General features: G+C 72.5%; 20 protein-coding genes. 12 read left to right on the top strand and 8 right to left on the bottom strand.

Annotated features, from left to right (window positions below):
- Window positions 1-2: 2 nt before the first annotated feature.
- Window positions 3-1,046 (top strand): zinc-dependent alcohol dehydrogenase family protein, encoded by a 1,044-nt coding sequence (locus IE321_RS23500; RefSeq protein WP_190224416.1) that lies wholly within the window; start codon window positions 3-5, stop codon window positions 1,044-1,046.
- Here the strand turns inward: IE321_RS23500 and IE321_RS23495 are convergent.
- Complete coding sequence (locus tag IE321_RS23495) at window positions 1,036-2,334, bottom strand: CoA transferase (protein WP_190224415.1); 1,299 nt, start codon at window positions 2,332-2,334, stop codon at window positions 1,036-1,038. The genes IE321_RS23500 and IE321_RS23495 overlap by 11 nt on opposite strands.
- 91 nt (window positions 2,335-2,425) lie before the next feature.
- Window positions 2,426-3,970, bottom strand: a complete 1,545-nt coding sequence (locus IE321_RS23490) for a S8 family peptidase (protein ID WP_043219537.1) — start codon at window positions 3,968-3,970, stop codon at window positions 2,426-2,428.
- Window positions 3,971-4,245: 275 nt separating this feature from the next.
- Between IE321_RS23490 and IE321_RS23485 the strand changes: the two genes are divergently transcribed.
- From IE321_RS23485 to moaA, 3 genes are all read left to right on the top strand, one after another.
- The gene (locus tag IE321_RS23485; protein ID WP_043219540.1) at window positions 4,246-4,620 is read left to right on the top strand and encodes a DUF485 domain-containing protein; all 375 of its coding nucleotides are present in this window, start codon (window positions 4,246-4,248) and stop codon (window positions 4,618-4,620) included.
- Entirely contained in the window at window positions 4,617-6,269 is a 1,653-nt protein-coding gene (locus IE321_RS23480) for a monocarboxylic acid transporter (protein WP_051841619.1), read from the top strand. Before IE321_RS23485 ends, IE321_RS23480 begins: the two co-directional genes overlap by 4 nt.
- Before the next feature lie 182 nt (window positions 6,270-6,451).
- Window positions 6,452-7,441, top strand: a complete 990-nt coding sequence (gene moaA, locus IE321_RS23475; protein ID WP_043219541.1) for a GTP 3',8-cyclase MoaA — start codon at window positions 6,452-6,454, stop codon at window positions 7,439-7,441.
- Between the two features lie 40 nt (window positions 7,442-7,481).
- Here the strand turns inward: moaA and IE321_RS23470 are convergent, their stop codons facing one another.
- Both IE321_RS23470 and IE321_RS23465 read right to left on the bottom strand, forming a co-directional pair.
- Complete coding sequence (locus tag IE321_RS23470) at window positions 7,482-7,712, bottom strand: hypothetical protein (RefSeq protein WP_043219544.1); 231 nt, start codon at window positions 7,710-7,712, stop codon at window positions 7,482-7,484.
- A 228-nt stretch (window positions 7,713-7,940) separates the two neighbouring features.
- Window positions 7,941-8,285 carry a DUF3099 domain-containing protein gene (locus IE321_RS23465; RefSeq protein WP_043219546.1) on the bottom strand — a complete coding sequence of 115 codons (345 nt, stop codon included), beginning with the start codon at window positions 8,283-8,285 and terminating at the stop codon, window positions 7,941-7,943.
- A gap of 169 nt (window positions 8,286-8,454) precedes the next feature.
- Here IE321_RS23465 and IE321_RS23460 point away from each other — a divergent pair, with 169 nt between their 5' ends.
- On the top strand, window positions 8,455-8,730 hold the full coding sequence (locus IE321_RS23460) for a GlsB/YeaQ/YmgE family stress response membrane protein (protein ID WP_043219548.1): 276 nt from the start codon (window positions 8,455-8,457) through the stop codon (window positions 8,728-8,730).
- A 76-nt stretch (window positions 8,731-8,806) separates the two neighbouring features.
- On the opposite strand, the gene tyrS is transcribed toward IE321_RS23460, so the two are convergent.
- From tyrS to IE321_RS23445, 3 genes are read right to left on the bottom strand one after another with little or no spacing between them, the layout of a single operon-like run.
- Window positions 8,807-10,072 carry a tyrosine--tRNA ligase gene (tyrS, locus tag IE321_RS23455; protein ID WP_190224414.1) on the bottom strand — a complete coding sequence of 422 codons (1,266 nt, stop codon included), beginning with the start codon at window positions 10,070-10,072 and terminating at the stop codon, window positions 8,807-8,809.
- Window positions 10,073-10,122: 50 nt separating this feature from the next.
- Window positions 10,123-11,514 carry a metallopeptidase TldD-related protein gene (locus IE321_RS23450; RefSeq protein WP_043219552.1) on the bottom strand — a complete coding sequence of 464 codons (1,392 nt, stop codon included), beginning with the start codon at window positions 11,512-11,514 and terminating at the stop codon, window positions 10,123-10,125.
- Window positions 11,511-13,022 carry a TldD/PmbA family protein gene (locus IE321_RS23445; RefSeq protein ID WP_370531574.1) on the bottom strand — a complete coding sequence of 504 codons (1,512 nt, stop codon included), beginning with the start codon at window positions 13,020-13,022 and terminating at the stop codon, window positions 11,511-11,513. The genes IE321_RS23450 and IE321_RS23445 overlap by 4 nt, the downstream gene beginning before the upstream one ends.
- 207 nt (window positions 13,023-13,229) lie before the next feature.
- On the opposite strand from IE321_RS23445, the gene fabG reads away from it, so the two are divergent.
- From fabG to IE321_RS23430, 3 genes are all read left to right on the top strand, one after another.
- Window positions 13,230-13,949 carry a 3-oxoacyl-[acyl-carrier-protein] reductase gene (gene fabG, locus IE321_RS23440; protein ID WP_043219555.1) on the top strand — a complete coding sequence of 240 codons (720 nt, stop codon included), beginning with the start codon at window positions 13,230-13,232 and terminating at the stop codon, window positions 13,947-13,949.
- Window positions 13,950-13,954: 5 nt separating this feature from the next.
- Window positions 13,955-14,731 (top strand): enoyl-ACP reductase FabI, encoded by a 777-nt coding sequence (fabI, locus tag IE321_RS23435; RefSeq protein ID WP_043219557.1) that lies wholly within the window; start codon window positions 13,955-13,957, stop codon window positions 14,729-14,731.
- Between the two features lie 186 nt (window positions 14,732-14,917).
- The gene (locus IE321_RS23430) at window positions 14,918-15,325 is read left to right on the top strand and encodes a hypothetical protein (protein ID WP_190224412.1); all 408 of its coding nucleotides are present in this window, start codon (window positions 14,918-14,920) and stop codon (window positions 15,323-15,325) included.
- Here the strand turns inward: IE321_RS23430 and IE321_RS23425 are convergent.
- Window positions 15,273-15,974, bottom strand: coding sequence for a FadR/GntR family transcriptional regulator (locus IE321_RS23425; RefSeq protein ID WP_043219560.1), 702 nt, complete (start codon window positions 15,972-15,974; stop codon window positions 15,273-15,275). The two genes, IE321_RS23430 and IE321_RS23425, sit on opposite strands and share 53 nt — an antisense overlap.
- Before the next feature lie 196 nt (window positions 15,975-16,170).
- Here IE321_RS23425 and IE321_RS23420 point away from each other — a divergent pair, with 196 nt between their 5' ends.
- The 4 genes from IE321_RS23420 to IE321_RS23410 all read left to right on the top strand — a co-directional run bounded on the left by IE321_RS23420 (window position 16,171) and on the right by IE321_RS23410 (window position 18,573).
- Window positions 16,171-17,472, top strand: a complete 1,302-nt coding sequence (locus IE321_RS23420) for a CynX/NimT family MFS transporter (RefSeq protein WP_190224411.1) — start codon at window positions 16,171-16,173, stop codon at window positions 17,470-17,472.
- A gap of 17 nt (window positions 17,473-17,489) precedes the next feature.
- Window positions 17,490-17,606 carry an SGM_5486 family transporter-associated protein gene (locus IE321_RS42890; RefSeq protein WP_264202439.1) on the top strand — a complete coding sequence of 39 codons (117 nt, stop codon included), beginning with the start codon at window positions 17,490-17,492 and terminating at the stop codon, window positions 17,604-17,606.
- Between the two features lie 209 nt (window positions 17,607-17,815).
- On the top strand, window positions 17,816-18,019 hold the full coding sequence (locus IE321_RS23415) for a hypothetical protein (RefSeq protein WP_190224410.1): 204 nt from the start codon (window positions 17,816-17,818) through the stop codon (window positions 18,017-18,019).
- Between the two features lie 35 nt (window positions 18,020-18,054).
- The gene (locus tag IE321_RS23410; RefSeq protein WP_190224409.1) at window positions 18,055-18,573 is read left to right on the top strand and encodes a SixA phosphatase family protein; all 519 of its coding nucleotides are present in this window, start codon (window positions 18,055-18,057) and stop codon (window positions 18,571-18,573) included.
- The last annotated feature ends 64 nt before the right edge of the window (window positions 18,574-18,637 follow it).

The raw sequence follows: 18,637 nt of genomic DNA, 5'->3' as shown, positions 1-18,637 counted from the left end.
CCATGCGCGCCACCACCATCCACGCCCCCTTCGACATGCGCGTGGAGGAGGTGCCCGACCCCGTCGTGGAGGACCCCACCGACGTCGTCGTGCGGGTCCTGCGCGCCTGCATCTGCGGCAGCGACCTGTGGGCCTACCGCGGCGAGTCCGCCCGGCAGCCCGGCCAGCGCATCGGCCACGAGTTCCTCGGCATCGTCGAGGCGGCCGGCTCCGAGGTCGGCGGCTTCCGCGCCGGCGACCTCGTCGTCGCCCCCTTCGTCTGGTCCGACGGCACCTGCGACTACTGCGCCGAGGGCCTCCAGACCTCCTGCCCCCGCGGCGGCTTCTGGGGCTCCGCGGGCTCCGACGGCGGCCAGGGCGAGGCCGTCCGCGTCCCCTTCGGCGACGGCACCCTCGTCAAGCTCCCCGCCGACGCCGCCTCCGACGACCGGCTGCTCACCGCCCTGCTCGCCCTCTCCGACGTCATGGGCACCGGCCACCACGCCGCCCTCGGCGCCGGCGTCCGCCCCGGCTCCACCGTCGCCGTCGTCGGCGACGGCGCCGTCGGCCTCTGCGGCGTCCTCGCGGCCAAGCGGCTCGGCGCCGAGCGGATCATCGCGCTCGGCCGCCACACCGCCCGCACCGACATCGCCAGGACCTTCGGCGCCACCGACGTCGTCGCCGAGCGCGGCGAGGCCGCCGAGGCCGCCGTCCGCGAGCTCACCGGCGGCCAGGGCGCCCACGGCGTCATCGAGGCCGTCGGCACCGAGCAGTCCATGCGCACCGCCGTGAACATCACCCGCGACGGCGGCTCCATCGGCTACGTCGGCGTCCCGCACGGCTCCGGCACCGGCCTGGACCTCTCCGTCATGTTCGACCGGAACATCGCCCTGCGCGGCGGCGTCGCCCCCGTCCGCGCCTACCTCCCCGAGCTGCTCGCCGACGTCCTCGACGGCACCATCGACCCGTCCCCGGTCTTCGACGTGACCGTCGGCCTCGACGGCGTCCCCGGCGGCTACCGGGCCATGGACGAGCGCACCGCCCTCAAGGTCCTGGTCAAGCCCTGACCCAGGCGGGGGAGTCCCCGCCCTGGACGCCCGCCGGGCGGGACCAGCCCGCCGGGCCGCCCTCGTACGCCACCGGTGACATCGCGTGCCGCAGCCGCCCCAGCGGCCCCTCCGACTCCGCGAGGTGCCGCCCGGGCTCGTACCGGGGCAGCCCGTGCGTCAGCCAGTGCCCCGTCCGCGCCAGCGCGAGCCGCACGAGCCGGCCGCCGCCGTCCCGCTCCCGCTCCGTCAGCGACCGCAGCACCGCCGCCGCCAGCAGATAGCCCGTGCCGTGGTCCAGGGCCTGGGCCGGCAGCGCCCCCGGCTCCTCGGCCGACCCCTCCGTGACCGCGATCCCGGTCGCCACCTGCACCAGGCTGTCGAAGCCGCGCCGCCCGCCCCAGGGCCCGGACTCGCCCCACGCCGAGAGCCGCGCCGTCACCAGACCGGGCCGCTCCAGGCCGTACCGCTCCAGCGCCCCCGGCCGGTAGCCGGTCACCAGGACGTCCGCCGCGTCGAGCAGTTCGTCGAAGGTCCGCCGGTCCGAGCGCCGGCCCAGGTCCAGGGCCGCCGTCCGCTTGCCGACGTCCGTGTCCGCGTGCTGGTCGGCCAGCTCCGGGTTGCCCGGCGGGTCGATCCGCAGCACGTCCGCGCCGAGCAGCGCCAGCGTCCGGGTCGCCACCGGCCCCGCGATCACCCGGGTCAGGTCGAGCACCCGCGGCGGACCCGTCCGGCGCCGGGGCGGGGCCTCGTCGAGCCGCTCCCGGCTCAGCACCGGCAGCGCCGCCACCTCCCGGCCCTGCGGGTGGTCGGCCCACTCCCCGGGCGTCCGCAGCGCCACCGCGAGGCCCCCGGCGGCGTACACCGCCGTCTCCACGTCGACGGCCCTCCGCGCGCCGATCGCCTCCGCCACCGCCTCCACCGACTCGGCCGCGCCCAGCGCGGCGAGCAGCGCGGCCCGGTGGTGCGGGTAGTTGGCGTGGGTGCGGACCCATCCGTCGGCCGCCCGCCAGAACCGCGACAGCGGCGCGAAGCTCACCGGCGCCCGTCCGTCCACCCGCAGATGGCGCTCGCTCACGAACGCGGTGGCCACGGCCCCGTCGTCCACCCGCACCGGCCCCGCCACGCGCGCGTGCTCCACGGCCGCGAGCCCGCAGACGGCGACCGTCGCCCGGGCCAGGTCCATCACCGGCAGCCGTGCCGGGAGCAGCCCCGACACCCCGCCGTACTCCACCCGGTCGAGCAGGGCGGGATCGCCGCCGAGGACCGACCACAGTGCTTCCGTACCGCTCCGAACCGTGCTCTCCATGCCCGCACTATGGCACCCCGTGCCACCGTCCGGGCACGCGAAGGGGCCCCGGTGCGGCAGACCGCACCGGGGCCCCGGGAACGCTAGGGCGTCACCACTTGCGGACGGCGTCCAGCGCGTCCACCAGACCGGCTCCGTAGAAGCCGTTCTTCTGCTTGCCACCCTCGCAGACGGCGTCGATCTTGCCGTCGCCCTCGATGTCGTACGGGTTGGTGCACGAGCGCTCGTCGGCCTGCGCGTACAGCAGCGCCTTGAGCGCGGCCGGGCTCGCGTACGGGTGCGTCGACTTCAGCAGCGCGAGCACACCGGCGGCGTGCGGGGACGCCATCGACGTACCGGCCTTGTAGTTGTAGCCGCCGTTGACCGTGGTCGACAGGATGCGGCCGTTGACCGCCGGGGCGTCCGGGGTCTGGTACTCGGTGCGGTCGCCGCCGGGGGCGGCGATGTCGATGACGCCGAGACCGTAGTTCGAGTACGACGCCTTCAGGTCCTTCGCGCCGGTCGCGGAGACCGTCACGACGCCCGGCAGCTGCGCCGGGTAGTCGAAGCACTCGCTCGGGTCGATGACCCGGTCGCCCGGCGTGGTGTCGTTCGGGCTGGAGTTGTCGACGATCTCGTCGGCGGCGAGGTCGAACTTGGAGTTGCCGGCCGCGGCCACGTTGACCGTGCCCTTCTTCTCCGCGTACCGGGTCGCGCGGGTGACCGCCTCGACGAGGGCCTTCTGGTCCTCGTCGGTCTTGCAGGCGAACATCCACGGGTCGGTGTAGTAGCTGTTGTTCGTGATGTCGACGCCGTGCTCGGCCGCCCACACGAAGCCGCACACCACGGCCTCGGTGTAGAAGAAGCCGTCCGGGGTCGACACCTTGATGCCGGAGACCTTCACGCCCGGCGCGACACCGGTGATGCCGACGCCGTTCTTCGCGGCCGCGATCGTGCCGGCCACGTGGGTGCCGTGGTCGGACTCGCCCGGGTTGGGGCGCCACGAACCGGGGGTGGTGTCCGGCTTGCCGGACACGCAGTTGGCCGACGCCTTGACGTCGAAGTTCGGCGCCAGGTCCGGGTGGGTGTCGTCCACGCCGGTGTCGATGACGCCGACCGTCACCCGGCTGCTGCCGAGGGTCTTCTGGTGCGCCTTGTCGGCCTTGATGGCCGGGAGGTCCCACTGCAGCGGCTCCAGCGGGTCCTGCTCGCCGGAGGCCGTCGCCGCGGCGGCGGTGGCCTCGGCCGCGGTCAGCTCCTCGGTGGCACCGCCGACCGAGTCGTCGCCCTGCACGGTCAGCGGGGCGGTACGGGTCGCACCCGCCGAGACCACGCCGCGGGCCTTGCGGATCGTCTCCGCGAACGCCGGGTTCTGCGAGTGGACGACGATGACGCCTATCTGGTCGTACGCGATGACGACCTCGCCGCCGGCGGCGGCTATCGCCTTCTTCACCGAGGAGGCCGTCCAGCGGCCCCCCTCGATGTTGACGACGTACGAGAGCTTCTCGCCCGTCGCCGCGACGGTGGCGGCCGCCGGGACCTCGCTCAGTTCCGCGGCGGAGGCGGCGCCGGAGGGAAGGAAGCCGAGCGAGGCGGTGAGCGCGAGACCAGCAGGCAGAGCGAGTACTCGGCCGCGCCTCGATCCCAGATGAGCCATGGGTTCTCCACATCATCCGTATGTACTGCTCGCGCGCGGGGTTGCGCGCGGACAGGTGCATGACGAGTGAAGCTATCGCTGATCTTCCCCGGTCATCAATGAGTTGAGAAGACTTGATGAAGATTCCCGCGAAGAATCCGCCCCCGCTGAACCACTTCGCATCGTCCTCCGTGCCGTTGAGCAGGGGAGGGGCTCCGGCAGGCGCCCCGTTCGCGCACCCCCAGGTGAGGCCCCCCTTGACCATGCCGTCCGTCCCCGCGTCACGAGGAGATTCCGTGGCTACCGAAGCACCGCCGCCGCCGAGAAAGGGCACCGAGACCGACACCGGTCCCGCCGGGCCCACCACGGAGCAGTTCGTCGAGGTCCAGCGGAGCGAGGAGTTCGGCGAGCTCCGCCGCACCTACCGCTCCTTCGCCTTCCCCCTCACGGTCGCCTTCATCACCTGGTACCTGCTCTACGTGCTGCTCTCCAACTACGCGGGCGGCTTCATGGGCATCCGCCTGTTCGGCAACATCAACATGGCGCTCGTCCTGGGCCTCGGCCAGTTCGCCACCACCTTCCTCATCGCCTGGCTCTACTCCCGCCACGCCGCGCTCCGTCTCGACCCCAAGGGCGAGGCCATCAAGGCCCGTATGGAGGGCGACGCATGAGCACCCTCGCCACCGCCCCGGTCCTGCTCGCCGCCGGCGACGCCACCACCGAGCACCGGCCGCTGATCATCGGCCTCTTCGCCGCCTTCGTGATCGCCACCCTGGCCATCACCATCTGGGCCGGCCGACAGACCCGCAGCACCGCCGACTTCTACGCCGGCGGCGGCCAGTTCACCGGCTTCCAGAACGGCCTCGCGATCTCCGGCGACTACATGTCCGCCGCGTCCTTCCTCGGCATCAGCGGCGCCATCGCCCTCTTCGGCTACGACGGCTTCCTGTACTCCATCGGCTTCCTGGTCGCCTGGCTCGTCGCCCTGCTGCTGGTCGCCGAACCGCTGCGCAACTCCGGCCGCTTCACCATGGGCGACGTGCTCGCCTACCGGATGCGCCAGCGGCCGGTGCGCACCGCCGCGGGCACCTCCACCATCGTCGTCTCGATCTTCTACCTGCTCGCGCAGATGGCGGGCGCGGGCGTGCTCGTCTCGCTGCTGCTCGGCATCAAGAGCGACGGCGGCAAGATCGCGATCGTCGCCCTGGTCGGCGTCCTGATGATCGTCTACGTCACCATCGGCGGCATGAAGGGCACCACCTGGGTGCAGATGGTGAAGGCGGTGCTGCTCATCGTCGGCACCCTCCTCATCACCTTCCTCATCCTGCTGAAGTTCGACTTCAACCTGTCGTCCCTGCTCGGCGCCGCCGCCGACAACAGCGGCGCGGGCGCGGCCTTCCTGGAACCCGGCCTCAAGTACGGCGTCAGCGCCACCTCGAAGCTCGACTTCCTCTCCCTCGGCATCGCCCTCGTCCTCGGCACCGCGGGCCTGCCGCACATCCTCATCCGCTTCTACACGGTGCCGACCGCCAAGGCCGCCCGGAAGTCGGTCAACTGGGCCATCGGCATCATCGGCGCCTTCTACCTGATGACGATCGTCCTCGGCTTCGGCGCCGCCGCCCTGCTCAGCAGCAAGACCATCCGCGAGTCCAACCCCTCGGGCAACACGGCGGCCCCGCTCACCGCCCTGGAGGTCGGCGGCGGCGCCGGCTCCACCGGCGGCGCGATCCTCCTCGCCGTCATCTCGGCCGTCGCCTTCGCCACCATCCTCGCCGTGGTCGCCGGCCTCACCCTGGCCTCCTCCTCGTCCTTCGCCCACGACATCTACGCCAACGTGATCAAGCGCGGGAAGGCCACCGAGAAGGAGGAGATGCGGGCCGCCCGCCTGGCCACCGTCCTCATCGGCATCGTCTCGATCGGCCTCGGCGCCCTCGCCCGCGACCTCAACGTCGCCGGACTGGTGGCCCTCGCCTTCGCGGTCGCCGCCTCGGCCAACCTGCCGACGATCCTCTACTCGCTCTTCTGGAAGCGGTTCACCACCCGGGGCGCGCTCTGGTCGATCTACGGCGGCCTGGTCTCCTCCGTCGTCCTCGTCCTCTTCTCCCCGGTCGTCTCCGGCGGGAAGAACTCCATGTTCAAGGGCGTCGACTTCCACTGGTTCCCGCTGGAGAACCCGGGCCTGGTCTCCATCCCGCTCGGCTTCCTCCTCGGCTGGCTCGGCTCCCTCCTGTCCAAGGAGGAGCCGGACGCCGGCAAGTACGCCGAACTGGAGGTCAAGTCCCTCACCGGCGTCGGCACCGCCGCCGCCGTCGAGCACTGACCCAGGGCGGGCGCTGACCACAGCGCAGCCGTTCGTATACGTTCCGCAGTGATTTCCCGGCCGCGTCGTAGAGTTCTACGACGCGGCCGGGGCCGTCCTCGTGACAATCGGCCCGTGCCCGATGTCCGCACGGTCACGTAGGCTCGGAAGAGAAGCGAACCTGGAGAAGGGGAGGGGGACCGGTGCTCCTCGACACATATGGCCGAGTCGCCACTGACCTGCGCGTTTCCCTCACCGACCGGTGCAATCTGCGCTGCACCTACTGCATGCCGGAGGAGGGCCTGCAGTGGCTGGCCAAGCCCGACCTCCTCACCGACGACGAGATCGTCCGGCTGATCCGGATCGCCGTCACGGACCTCGGCGTCACCGAGGTCCGCTTCACCGGCGGCGAGCCGCTGCTCCGCCCCGGCCTCGTCGGCATCGTCGAGCGCTGCGCCGCGCTGGAGCCCCGCCCCCGGATGTCCCTGACGACCAACGGCATCGGGCTCAAGCGCACCGCCGGCGCCCTCAAGGCGGCGGGCCTGGACCGGGTCAACGTCTCGCTGGACACCCTGCGGCCCGAGGTCTTCAAGACCCTCACCCGCCGCGACCGCCACCACGACGTCCTCGACGGCATGGCCGCCGCCCGCGAGGCCGGCCTCACCCCGGTGAAGGTCAACGCGGTCCTGATGCCGGGGCTCAACGACGACGAGGCACCCGACCTGCTGGCCTGGGCGATCGAGGAGGGCTACGAGCTCCGCTTCATCGAGCAGATGCCCTTGGACGCCCAGCACGGCTGGAAGCGCGACGGCATGATCACCGCCGGGGACATCCTGGAGTCGCTGCGCACCCGCTTCACCCTCACGCCCGAGGGCGACCAGGAGCGCGGCTCCGCCCCGGCCGAGCGCTGGGTCGTCGACGGCGGCCCCCACACGGTCGGTGTCATCGCCTCCGTCACCCGCCCGTTTTGCCGGGCCTGCGACCGCACCCGGCTCACCGCCGACGGCCAGATCCGCACCTGCCTCTTCGCCACCGAGGAGACCGACCTGCGGGCCGCGCTCCGCTCGGACGCGCCGGACGCGGACGTCGCGGAGCTGTGGAAGAAGGCGATGTGGGGGAAGAAGGCCGGCTCGGGCCTGGACGACCCGAGCTTCCTCCAGCCGGACCGCCCGATGTCGGCGATCGGCGGCTGACTTCCCGTCCGTCGGCGATCGGCGGCTGACTTCCCGTCCGTCAGCGATCGGCGGCTGACTCCCCGTCCGCGTCCCACTCGGCCAGCGGCACGACGTCCTTCAGGAAGCCCCGCACGCCCAGGAACTGCGAGAGGTGTTCGCGGTGCTCCTCGCACGCGAGCCAGGTCTTGCGCCGCTCGGGCGTGTGGAGTTTGGGATTGTTCCAGGCGAGGACCCAGACGGCGCCGGCGCGGCAGCCCTTCGCGGAACAGATCGGCTTCTCTTCGCTCACTGGATCAAGGATCACCCGATCATTGTCCAGCAAGGGCGATGCCGAGCAGCCACGGGGGGAGCTGCCCGGCATCGGTCCGTCGCTCCGACGGGGGATGCGGAGCGCGTACGCAGTATGTCACGGCACCCCGGGTGCGGTGCACCGGAACTTCACGATTGATCTGAGCTTTTCTTGAGGTTCCCGCAGCCGTTCCCGCCACGTTCCGTGACCGGGGCAGTCCGGCCCCGATCAGCCCTGTCCGTACGGCCGTTCCGCTCCGGATTCCGCTCCGTCGTCGCCCGCGCCGAGCGCCGGCCGGACCGGTGCCGGGAGATACGCCGACGGCAGCGCGGGCGCGGACTCGCGGCCCGCGTTCGCGATCACCACCGCGATGTACGGCAGCAGCACCCCGAGCGCCAGCGCGACGACCGCCACGTGCCGTTCGACGTTCCACAGCACCGCGGCCGCGATCACGGAGAGCGTCCGGACGCCCATGGAGATGACGTACCGCCGCTGCCGGCCCCGGACGTCGTCCGCGAGCCCCTGCCGGGCCCCGGTGATCCGGAAGACCTCGGGTCCCCCTCGCTTCCGCATCGCGTTCCACCACCCGCCGCTCGCGCCGGAACCTCCCCGGTCCGGACCTCCGACCACGGTACGCCCACGGTCCGGGGCCGACGAGACCGGGGCACGGACGGACCCGTCCGACATGCGCCGTATGGCCGACGGGTCGAGACTGGGGCCACATGCGCACGAGGAGGCGGACATGAGTTGGTTGTGGGCGATCATCGTCGGATTCGTCCTGGGCCTGATCGCCAAGGCGATCCTGCCGGGCAAGCAGCAGATCCCGCTCTGGCTGACGACGATCTTCGGCATCCTGGGCAGCATCCTGGGCAACGCGGTCGCCGGCTGGATCGGCGTCGAGGACACCAAGGGCATCGACTGGACCCGGCACCTCCTCCAGCTCATCGGAGCCGTGCTCGTGGTCGGCGTGGGCGACATGGTCTGGGCCTCCCTCAAGGGCAACAGACAGCGCGCCTGACCCGGGCGGAAGAGCCGGGAGGCCCGGTACGGCGGTCGGTCGCCGTACCGGGCCTCCCGGTGTCCCGTCCGATCGCTCAGCCGGTGTACTCGATCGCCGCCAGGTTCTTCTTGCCGCGCCGAAGCACCAGCCAGCGGCCGTGCAGCAGCTCGCCGGCCTCGACGACGGCGTCCTCGGCGGTCACCTTCACGTTGTTCACGTAGGCGCCGCCCTCCTTCACGGTGCGCCGCGCGGCGGACTTGCTCGCCACCAGGCCGACCTCGGCGAACAGGTCCACGACCTGGCCCAGCTCGGTCACCCGGGCGTGCGGCAGCTCGGAGAGCGCGGCGGCCAGCGTCGGCTCGTCCAGCTCGGCCAGGTCGCCCTGCCCGAACAGCGCCTTCGAGGCGTTGACGACGGCCGCGCACTGCTCGGCGCCGTGCACCAGCGTGGTGAGCTCCTCGGCGAGCGCCCGCTGGGCGGCCCGCGCCTGCGGACGCTCGGCGGTCTGCGCCTCCAGCTCCTCCAGCTCCTCGCGGGACCTGAAGGAGAGGATCCGCGTGTAGGTGGAGATGTCGCGGTCGTCCACGTTCAGCCAGAACTGGTAGAACGCGTACGGCGTGGTCATCTCCGGGTCCAGCCAGACGGCGCCGCTCTCGGTCTTGCCGAACTTGGTGCCGTCGGCCTTGACCATCAGCGGGGTCGCCAGGGCGTGCGCCTCGGCGCCCGGCTCCAGGCGGTGGATCAGGTCGAGACCGGCCACCAGGTTGCCCCACTGGTCCGAGCCGCCCTGCTGGAGCGTGCAGCCGTACCGCCGGTACAGCTCCAGGAAGTCTATGCCCTGGAGCAGCTGGTAGCTGAACTCCGTGTAGCTGATGCCCTGCTCGGACTCCAGGCGGCGGGCCACGGAGTCCTTGGTCAGCATCTTGTTGACCCGGAAGTGCTTGCCGATGTCCCGCAGGAACTCGATCGCCGACAGCCCGGCGGTCCAGTCCAGGTTGTTCACCATGACCGCCGCGTTCTCCCCCTCGAAGGAGAGGAAGGGCTCGATCTGGGAACGCAGCCGGGTCACCCAGTTCGCGACCGTCTCGGGGTCGTTCAGGGTGCGCTCGGCGGTCGGGCGGGGGTCGCCGATCTGGCCGGTGGCCCCGCCGACCAGCGCCAGCGGCCGGTGACCGGCCTGCTGGAGCCGGCGGACGGTGAGCACCTGGACCAGGTGGCCGACGTGGAGACTGGCCGCGGTCGGGTCGAAGCCGCAATAGAACGTGACAGGACCGTCCGCGAGCGCCTTGCGCAGGGCGTCCTCGTCGGTGGACTGGGCGAAGAGCCCGCGCCACTTCAGCTCGTCGACGATGTCCGTCACGGTCGTCAGTCTCCTTGGATAGATACGGGTGACAGCCCAGTCTAGGCGGGTCAGACGCCCTTGCTGACCGAGCTCATGTTGAAGTCGGGCACCCGCAGCGCGGGCATCGCGGCCCGGGTGAACCAGTCGCTCCACTCGCGCGGCAGGGTCCGCTCGGTCCGGCCCGCCTCGGTGGCCCGCGACAGCAGGTCCACCGGGGACTCGTTGAACCGGAAGTTGTTGACCTCGCCGACCACCTCGCCGTTCTCGACCAGGTAGACGCCGTCCCGGGTCAGGCCCGTCAGGAGCAGCGTCGCCGGGTCGACCTCCCGGATGTACCAGAGGCAGGTGAGCAGCAGACCGCGCTCGGTGGCGGCCACCATCTCCTCCAGCGAGCGCTCGCCGCCGCCGTCCAGGATCAGGTTCCCCGCCCCCGGCGCCACCGGGAGCCCGGTGAGGCCCGCCGTGTGCCGGGTGGTGATCAGCCGGTCGAGCACGCCGGCCCGCATCCACTCCACCGGGGCGACCGGCAGGCCGTTGTCGAAGACCGACTCGTCGTCGCCGGAGGAGTGCGCGATGACGAAGGGCGCGGACTCCAGGCCCGGCTCGTTCGGGTCGCTGCGCAGGGTCAGCGGCAGCGGCGACAGGGTCTCGCCGAGCCGGGTGCCGCCGCCGGGCCGGGAGAAGACCGTCCGGCCCTCCACCGCGTCCCGGGCCATCGACGACCACAGCTGGTAGATCAACAGGTCGGCCACGGCGGTCGGCGGCAGCAGCGTCTCGTACCGGCCGGCCGGCAGCTCGATCCGCCGCTCGGCCCAGCCGAGCCGGACGGCCAGCTCGGCGTCGAGCGCCGCCGGGTCGACGTCCTTGAAGTCGCGGGTGGAGCGCCCGGCCCAGGCGGAGCGGGTCCTGTCGGGCGACTTGGCGTTGAGCTCCAGGGTGCCGTTGGGCTGGTCGTGCCGCAGCCGCAGCCCGGTCGAGGTGCCCAGGTAGGTGGAGGTCAGCTCGTGGTTCGCGAAGCCGTACAGCTCCCGCCCGCCCGCCCGCGCGCGGGCGAACGCCTCGCCGAGCGCCGGGGCGAAGTCGGCGAAGACGGCGGAGGAGGTCTCGGCGGGCGCGTCGGTGAAGTCGGGGGAGGAGGGCACGCCCTCCACCAGCGGCTGCGCGTCCTCGGCGGGTCCGGCCGCCCGGGCCGCCGCCTCGGCGGCCCGGACCAGCGGCTCCAGGTCCTCCGCGGTCACCGCGGAGCGCGACACGACCCCGGAGGCGGTGCCCTCGGCGCCGTCCACGGTGGCGATCACGGTGAGCGTACGGCCCCGGGTCACGCCGTTGGTGGTGAGCGCGTTGCCCGCCCAGCGCAGGTTGGCCGAGGACTCCTCGTCCGCGATGACGACGCACCCGTCCGCGCGGGACAGCTCCAGGGCCCGCTCGACGATCTCGTACGGCTTGCTGACGCGGCTCATCGACCGGCCTCCTGCGTCGTGTTCAGAATGTTGACGCCCCGGAAGAGGGCGGAGGGGCAGCCGTGGGAGACGGCCGCGACCTGACCCGGCTGGGCCTTGCCGCAGTTGAAGGCGCCGCCGAGGACGTAGGTCTGCGGGCCGCCGACCTGCTCCATCGAGCCCCAGAAGTCGGTGGTGGTGGCCTGGTACGCCACGTCCCGCAGCTGCCCGGCCAGCCGGCCGTTCTCGATGCGGAAGAAGCGCTGGCCGGTGAACTGGAAATTGTATCGCTGCATGTCGATCGACCAGGACCGGTCGCCGACCACGTAGATGCCCCGCTCGACGCCGCCGATCAGGTCCTCCGTGGACAGGCCGCCCGGGTCGGGCCGGAGCGACACGTTCGCCATCCGCTGGACCGGCACGTGCGCGGGGGAGTCCGCGAACGCGCAGCCGTTGGACCGCCCCAGGCCGGTGAGCTTCGCGATCCGCCGGTCCAGCTGGTAGCCGACGAGCGTGCCGTCCTTCACCAGGTCCCAGGACTGCCCCTCGACGCCCTCGTCGTCGTACCCGATCGTCGCCAGGCCGTGCTCGGCCGTGCGGTCACCGGTCACGTTCATCACCGAGGAGCCGTACGCCAGCTTGCCCAGCTGGTCGAAGGTGGCGAAGGAGGTGCCCGCGTACGCCGCCTCGTAGCCCAGCGCCCGGTCCAGCTCGGTGGCGTGACCGATCGACTCGTGGATCGTCAGCCACAGGTTGGACGGGTCGACGACCAGGTCGTAGCGGCCAGCCTCGACGCTCGGCGCCCGCATCTTCTCGGCGAGCAGCTCCGGGATCTCCTCCAGCTCCTTGTCCCAGTCCCAGCCGGTCCCGGTCAGGTACTCCCAGCCCCGGCCGACCGGCGGCGCGATCGTCCGCATCGAGTCGAACTCGCCGGTGGTGCCGTCCACGGCGGTCGCGGTGAGCTGCGGGTGGAGCCGCACCCGCTGCTGGGTGGTGACGGTGCCCGCGGTGTCCGCGTAGAACTTGTTCTCGAAGACCGTGAGCAGCGAGGCGTCCACGTGCGCCACCCCGTCGGCCCGCAGCAGCCGCCCCGACCAGTCGGCGAGCAGCGCGCTCTTCTCCTCGGCCGGCACGGAGAACGGGTCGATCTCGTACGAGGAGATCCACGTCCGGTCCGCGTGCACCGGCTCCGGCGCCAGCTCCACCCGCTCGTCCGAGCCGGCCGCCGCGATGACCTGCGCCGACAGCTGCGCCATGGCCACCGCCTGCGAGGCGACCCGGGCGGCCCCGTCCATGGTCAGGTCGACCCCGGAGGCGAAGCCCCAGGCCCCGCCGTGCACCACCCGCACGGCGTAGCCGAGGTCGGTGGTGTCCGAGGACCCCGCGGGCCTGGCGTCCCGCAGCCGCCAGGCGGCGGACCGGACTCGTTCGAGCCGGAAGTCCGCGTGCTCGGCGCCGAGCGCCCGCGCCCGGGCGAGCGCCGCGTCGGCGAGCGCCCTCAGCGGCAGGGCCGTGAAGGCCGGATCGATGGAATGGGCCTCAGATGGCACAGCTGTCTCCTGTCATGTGCGACCGGTCGCCCCGATCATGTCGCGCTTTGGGCCGGGATGCCCAGGGATTTCTGTAGGGACCCGACAGTGACATCCGTACGCCACTGTCAGGGCCCGATTCCGCGGATCGCGGAACGGACCGATAGGTTTTCGACGTACCAGACCGCTGATCGAAAGGGTGATCCGTTGAGCCGCTCGGTTCTCGTCACCGGAGGAAACCGGGGCATCGGCCTCGCCATCGCCCGCGCGTTCGCCGAGGCCGGCGACCAGGTCGCGTTCACGTACCGCTCCGGCGAGCCGCCGGCCGCGCTGACCGAGCTGGGCTGCCTGGCCGTCAAGTGCGACATCACCGACGCCGAGCAGGTGGAGCAGGCGTACAAGGAGATCGAGGAGAAGCACGGTCCGGTCGAGGTCCTCGTGGCCAACGCCGGCGTGACGAAGGACCAGCTCCTCATGCGCATGTCGGAGGAGGACTTCACGTCCGTCGTCGACACCAACCTCACCGGCACCTTCCGCGTCGTGAAGCGCGCCAACCGCGGCATGCTCCGCGCCAAGAAGGGCCGCGTCGTCCTGATCTCCTCGGTCGTCGGCCTGCTGGGCTCCGCGGGCCAGGCCAACTACGCCGCCTCCAAGGCCGGCCTGGTCGGCTTCGCCCGCTCGCTCGCCCGTGAGCTCGGCTCGCGGAACATCACCTTCAACGTCGTCGCGCCCGGTTTCGTGGACACCGACATGACCTCCGTGCTCACCGACGAGCAGCGCGCGGGCATCGTGTCCCAGGTCCCGCTCGGCCGCTACGCGCAGCCGGAGGAGATCGCCGCGGCCGTGAGGTTCCTCGCCTCCGACGACGCCTCGTACATCACTGGAGCCGTCATTCCGGTTGACGGCGGACTGGGAATGGGTCACTGATCACCATGGCTGGAATCCTCGAGGGCAAGAAGATCCTCATCACCGGTGTGCTGATGGAGTCCTCCATCGCCTTCCACGCCGCGAAGCTGGCCCAGGAGCAGGGCGCGGAGATCATCCTCACCGCCTGGCCCCGGCCGACGCTGACCGAGCGCATCGCCAAGAAGCTCCCGCACCCGGAGAAGGTCAAGGTCCTGGAGCTCGACGTCTCCAACGACGAGCACCTCGCCCGCCTGGAGGGCCAGGTCCGCGAGCACCTGGGCGACCGCCTCGACGGCGTCGTGCACTCCATCGGCTTCGCGCCGCAGGACGCCCTCGGCGGCAACTTCCTCAACACGCCGTTCGAGTCCGTCGCCACCGCCATGCACGTCTCGGCCTTCTCCCTGAAGTCCCTGACCATGGCGCTGCTGCCGCTGATGAGCGAGGGCGGCTCGGTCGTCGGCCTCACCTTCGACGCGAAGTTCGCCTGGCCGCAGTACGACTGGATGGGCCCGGCCAAGGCCGCCCTGGAGGCCACCAGCCGCTACATGGCCCGTGACCTGGGCAAGCAGGACATCCGCTGCAACCTGGTCTCGGCCGGCCCGCTCGGCTCCATGGCCGCCAAGTCCATCCCGGGCTTCGGCGAGCTGGCGAAGGTCTGGGACAGCCGCTCCCCGCTGTCGTGGGACCTCTCCGACCCGGAGCCGGCCGGCCGCGCCATCGTGGCCCTGCTCTCCGACTGGTTCCCGAAGACCACGGGCGAGATCGTCCACGTCGACGGCGGCCTGCACGCGATCGGCGCCTGACGGCTCCGTAGCGCTCCCCGTGCCCCGGCCGGGGCCGGGTGCTCGTCCCTCCGGGGGCGGGCACCCGGCCCCGGCCGTTTCCGTGCCCGCCCCGGGGGCCGCCTCCCCGAGTCGAAAAGTCCGGCGGATCACCGCAGACTGGTCGGAGCGTGTCGTTCCGGCTACTCACGGGGAGGAGGTACGGGCATGCGCGCGCTCCATCGCGGCTTCGCCGCCCACGCCTCGGTCGCCGCCCTGCTTCTCGGGACCGCCGTCGCCGCGGAGGTCCACGCGGCCCCCGCCCCCGCCGAGGAACCCGCCGTCAGCGTCCCGGCCGCCGAGGCCCCGGAGGACTTCGGCTCCTCCTGCCACACGGTCGTCGAGGGCACCCGGGTCACCGCGCACTGCCGGAACCCCTACCCGCGGACCGACCGCGTACGGCTCCACGTCGAGTGCGACCCCTGGTGGGACCTGGACGCCGACAGCGCGCCCGTGGACGTCGCGCCCGCCGACTACGCGACGCTCACCGCCCGCTGCTGGAAGGAGGTCCGCTCCGCCTGGGTCACCCACGAGCCGGTGACGGATCCTGCTCCTTCCGCCCGCCCAGGCACATGAACGGGTAGCCCGCCGCCTCCTCGGCCGCCCGCTCCGCGTCCCCGGCCCGGATCGCCGCCACCAGACGCGCGTGGTCCATGTGGTTCTCCGGCCGCAGCTCCTGCCCCACGTCGTCGCGCAGCCACTGGCGCAGCAGGTCGCCCAGGTCCGCGTAGAGCTCCGTGAGGACGTCGTTGCCGGCCGCCGCCACCACCGCGTGGTGGAAGGCCGCGTCCACCGTCACGAACCGCTCCGCGTCCCCCGACTCCCAGGCCTCCTCGCGCCGCACCAGCAGCGCGTCCAGCTGCCCCAGGTCCCGCTCGGAGCGCCGCCCCGCCGCGAACCGGGCGGCGGCCGACTCCAGGGTGGAGCGCAGCTCCGCCACGTGCCGCGGGTCGGAGTCCGCGAACCGCCGGTGCATCACCCCGGCCAGTTCGCTCGTCGCCGCCACGTAGGTGCCGGATCCCTGCCGGATGTCGAGGAGCCCGTTGTGGGCGAGGGCGCGGACCGCCTCGCGGACCGTGTTGCGGGCCACGCCGAGCTGCTCGACCAGCTCGGGCTCGGTCGGGATGCGGGAGCCCACCGGCCACTCGCCGGAGGTGATCTGGTTCCGCAGTTCGGCGATCACCTGGTCGGTGAGACCGGTGCGCCGGGGGTGCCCGAGGGCCATGGGTGACTCGCCTTCACGTGCGTTCGAGGAGGGGACCGGTCGAGGGAGGGTGGTCGGTCGGGGGAGGGGTCGGTCCGGGGAGGTGGTCGGTCGAGGTGCGGGGGTTGGTCGAGGGTAAAGGGGCCGGTCGAGATCGTCGGAGAGGGGATCGTTCGAGATTGGACAACCAATCATCCCATGATTCTATGATGGCTCCATGTCAGACGAGCCGAAGACCCTCGCCGCCGCCCCCGCGCGGCCCTCCTCCGCCCTGCGGGACCCGATATCCGCCCCGCAGGCCGGCCGCGGCGCCCGCTGGACCCTCGGCTTCGTCACCGCCGGCCTCGTCCTCGCCGCGCTCAACCTGCGCCCCGCGATCACCAGCCTGGGCGCCCTCCTCGAAGAGGTCAGCGCCACCCTGCACATGAGCGGCACCGTCGCCGGCGTCCTCACCTCCGTGCCGCCGCTCTGCTTCGCGGTCTTCGGCATCACCGCCCCGCGCCTGGCCCGCCGCTTCGGCCCCGCCGCCGTCGTCTGCGCCGGCATGGCCGCCATCCTCGCGGGCCTGCTGCTGCGCCCCCTCGCGACCGGCACCGCCGGCTTCCTCGCCGCCAGCGCCCTCGCCCTCATGGGCATCGCGGTCAGCAACATCCTGATGCCGGTCATCGTCAAGCGGTACTTCCCCGACCGCATCGGCTCCATGACCGGCCTGTACTCCATGGCCCTCGCGCTCGGCACCTCGCTCGCCGCCGCCCTCACCGTCCCGATGACCGACGCCCTCGGCGGCGACTGGCGCCTCGGCCTCGGCGTCTGGGCGGTCCTCGCCGCCCTCGCCGTCCTGCCCTGGCTCCCGCTCGTCAAGGACCGCACCGGCACCACCCGCACGGAGAAGGGCGCCCCGGCCGCCCCCGCCCCCGCGGAAGCCTCCGCCACCGCGTCCCGGCCGATGTACCGCAGCCGCACCGCCTGGGCCCTGGCCTGCTTCTTCGGCCTCCAGGCCACCGGCGCGTACATCACCATGGGCTGGATGCCGCAGATCTTCCGCGACTCCGGCGTCCCTGCCTCCACCGCCGGGGTCCTGCTCGCGGTGACCATGGTCATGGGCGTCCCGCTCGCCTTCGTCATCCCGCGCCTGGCGACCCGGATGCGGCAGCAGGGCCCGATCGTCGTCGCCCTCGGCACCTGCGGCCTCGTCGGCTACACCGGCCTCCTCCTGGCCCCGTCCGGCGGCGCCTGGGTCTGGGCCGTCCTCCTGGGCATCTCCAACTGCTCCTTCCCGCTCGCCCTCACCATGATCGGCATGCGCTCGCGCACCGGCGCCGGCGTCGTCCGCCTCTCCGCCTTCGCCCAGAGCGTCGGCTACCTCATCTCCATCCCCGGCCCCCTCCTCGTCGGCGTGCTCTACCAGCACAGCGGCGGCTGGGGCGTGCCGATCGCCCTCATGGGCGGCCTGATGGTGCCGCAGATGATCGTGGGCGTCCTCGCCGGACGGGACCGGACGGTCGAGGACGAGACCTGAGATGCGAGACTGGGCCCATGCCCGTACTCGAACCCAATCCCCAGGGCGGCCAGAAGAAGCTGCTCCTCGTGCTCGGCGCGATGCTCGGCATCGGAGCCGTCATCGCCGTCATCGCCTCGATCGCCTCCCCGTGACCCCGCCCCCGGGGCACGGGACCCCGCCACCCGAAGCGGGGGGTGGGGACAACCCCCGCATCCCCTAGGGGGAAGTCTCAGGGGTGACTGGGTGGCTCACCGGATGGGTCGCGGCCCCCGCGCTCCCTACGGTGGAGACACACCGCGGTTCCCGCGGCGTCCACCCACCCCGAGGACCGCGTCCCGGGGGCTCCCCCACGGAGGCGGTCATGACGGCCCTCACCCGCACCGGCGACCGGACCACGCCCGCCGGCGTCGACACCCGGCTGCCCTGGTGGGCCCTCGCCCTCCCGGTGGCCGCCTTCACCGTCCTCCTGCTGCTGGTCACCGGGCCCGGTGAGGCCGCCGCGGCAGGCGGGGACGGCGGGATGGGACAGCTCCTCCAGCGAATCGGGCAAACCCTCGCTCTCTGAGTCAGGGCGGGCCGATCCGTGCCAAGCTGTGGACCATGAGCGTCGAAACAATCCGCAGGATCGTGCTGCTCCGGCACGCGAAGGCAGACTGGGGCCAGGAGACCGACCACGAGCGGCCGCTGGCCGAGCGCGGCCGCAAGGACGCACCCGTGGCGGGCCGCCGGCTCGCCCAGTCCGGCATCGACTTCGACCTGGCCCTCTGCTCGACCGCCGCGCGCACCCGCGAGACGTGGAAGCTCGCCGTCCACGAACTGGCCGAGCGCCCCCGGACGGTCTACGAGGAGCGGATCTACGAGGCGTCCCCCGGCGAGCTCATCGCCCTGCTCGACGAGGTCCCGGAGGACGTGAACGACGTCCTCGTCATCGGCCACAACCCCGGCGTGCACGGCCTGGCCGAGGTCCTCGCCGGCGAGGCCGAGGGCGACACCCTCGCCCGCATGAACCACAGCGGCTTCCCGACGGCCGCCTACGCCGTCCTCACCTTCACCGGCAACTGGAAGTCCGTCGAGCCCGGCTCCTGCCGCCTCGTCGAGTTCTGGACCCCGCACGACTGACCCGCACCACCCGCGCGCGGACACGCGCGAAGGGGCCCGGCCGTCCTCACGACGGCCGGGCCCC

This window comes from Streptomyces hydrogenans (genome assembly GCF_014656075.1).
In the GTDB taxonomy this organism is placed as follows: Bacteria; Actinomycetota; Actinomycetes; order Streptomycetales; family Streptomycetaceae; genus Streptomyces; species Streptomyces hydrogenans.
The sequence above is the reverse complement of the archived record's forward strand: the minus strand, read 5'-3'. Positions and strand labels throughout refer to the sequence as shown.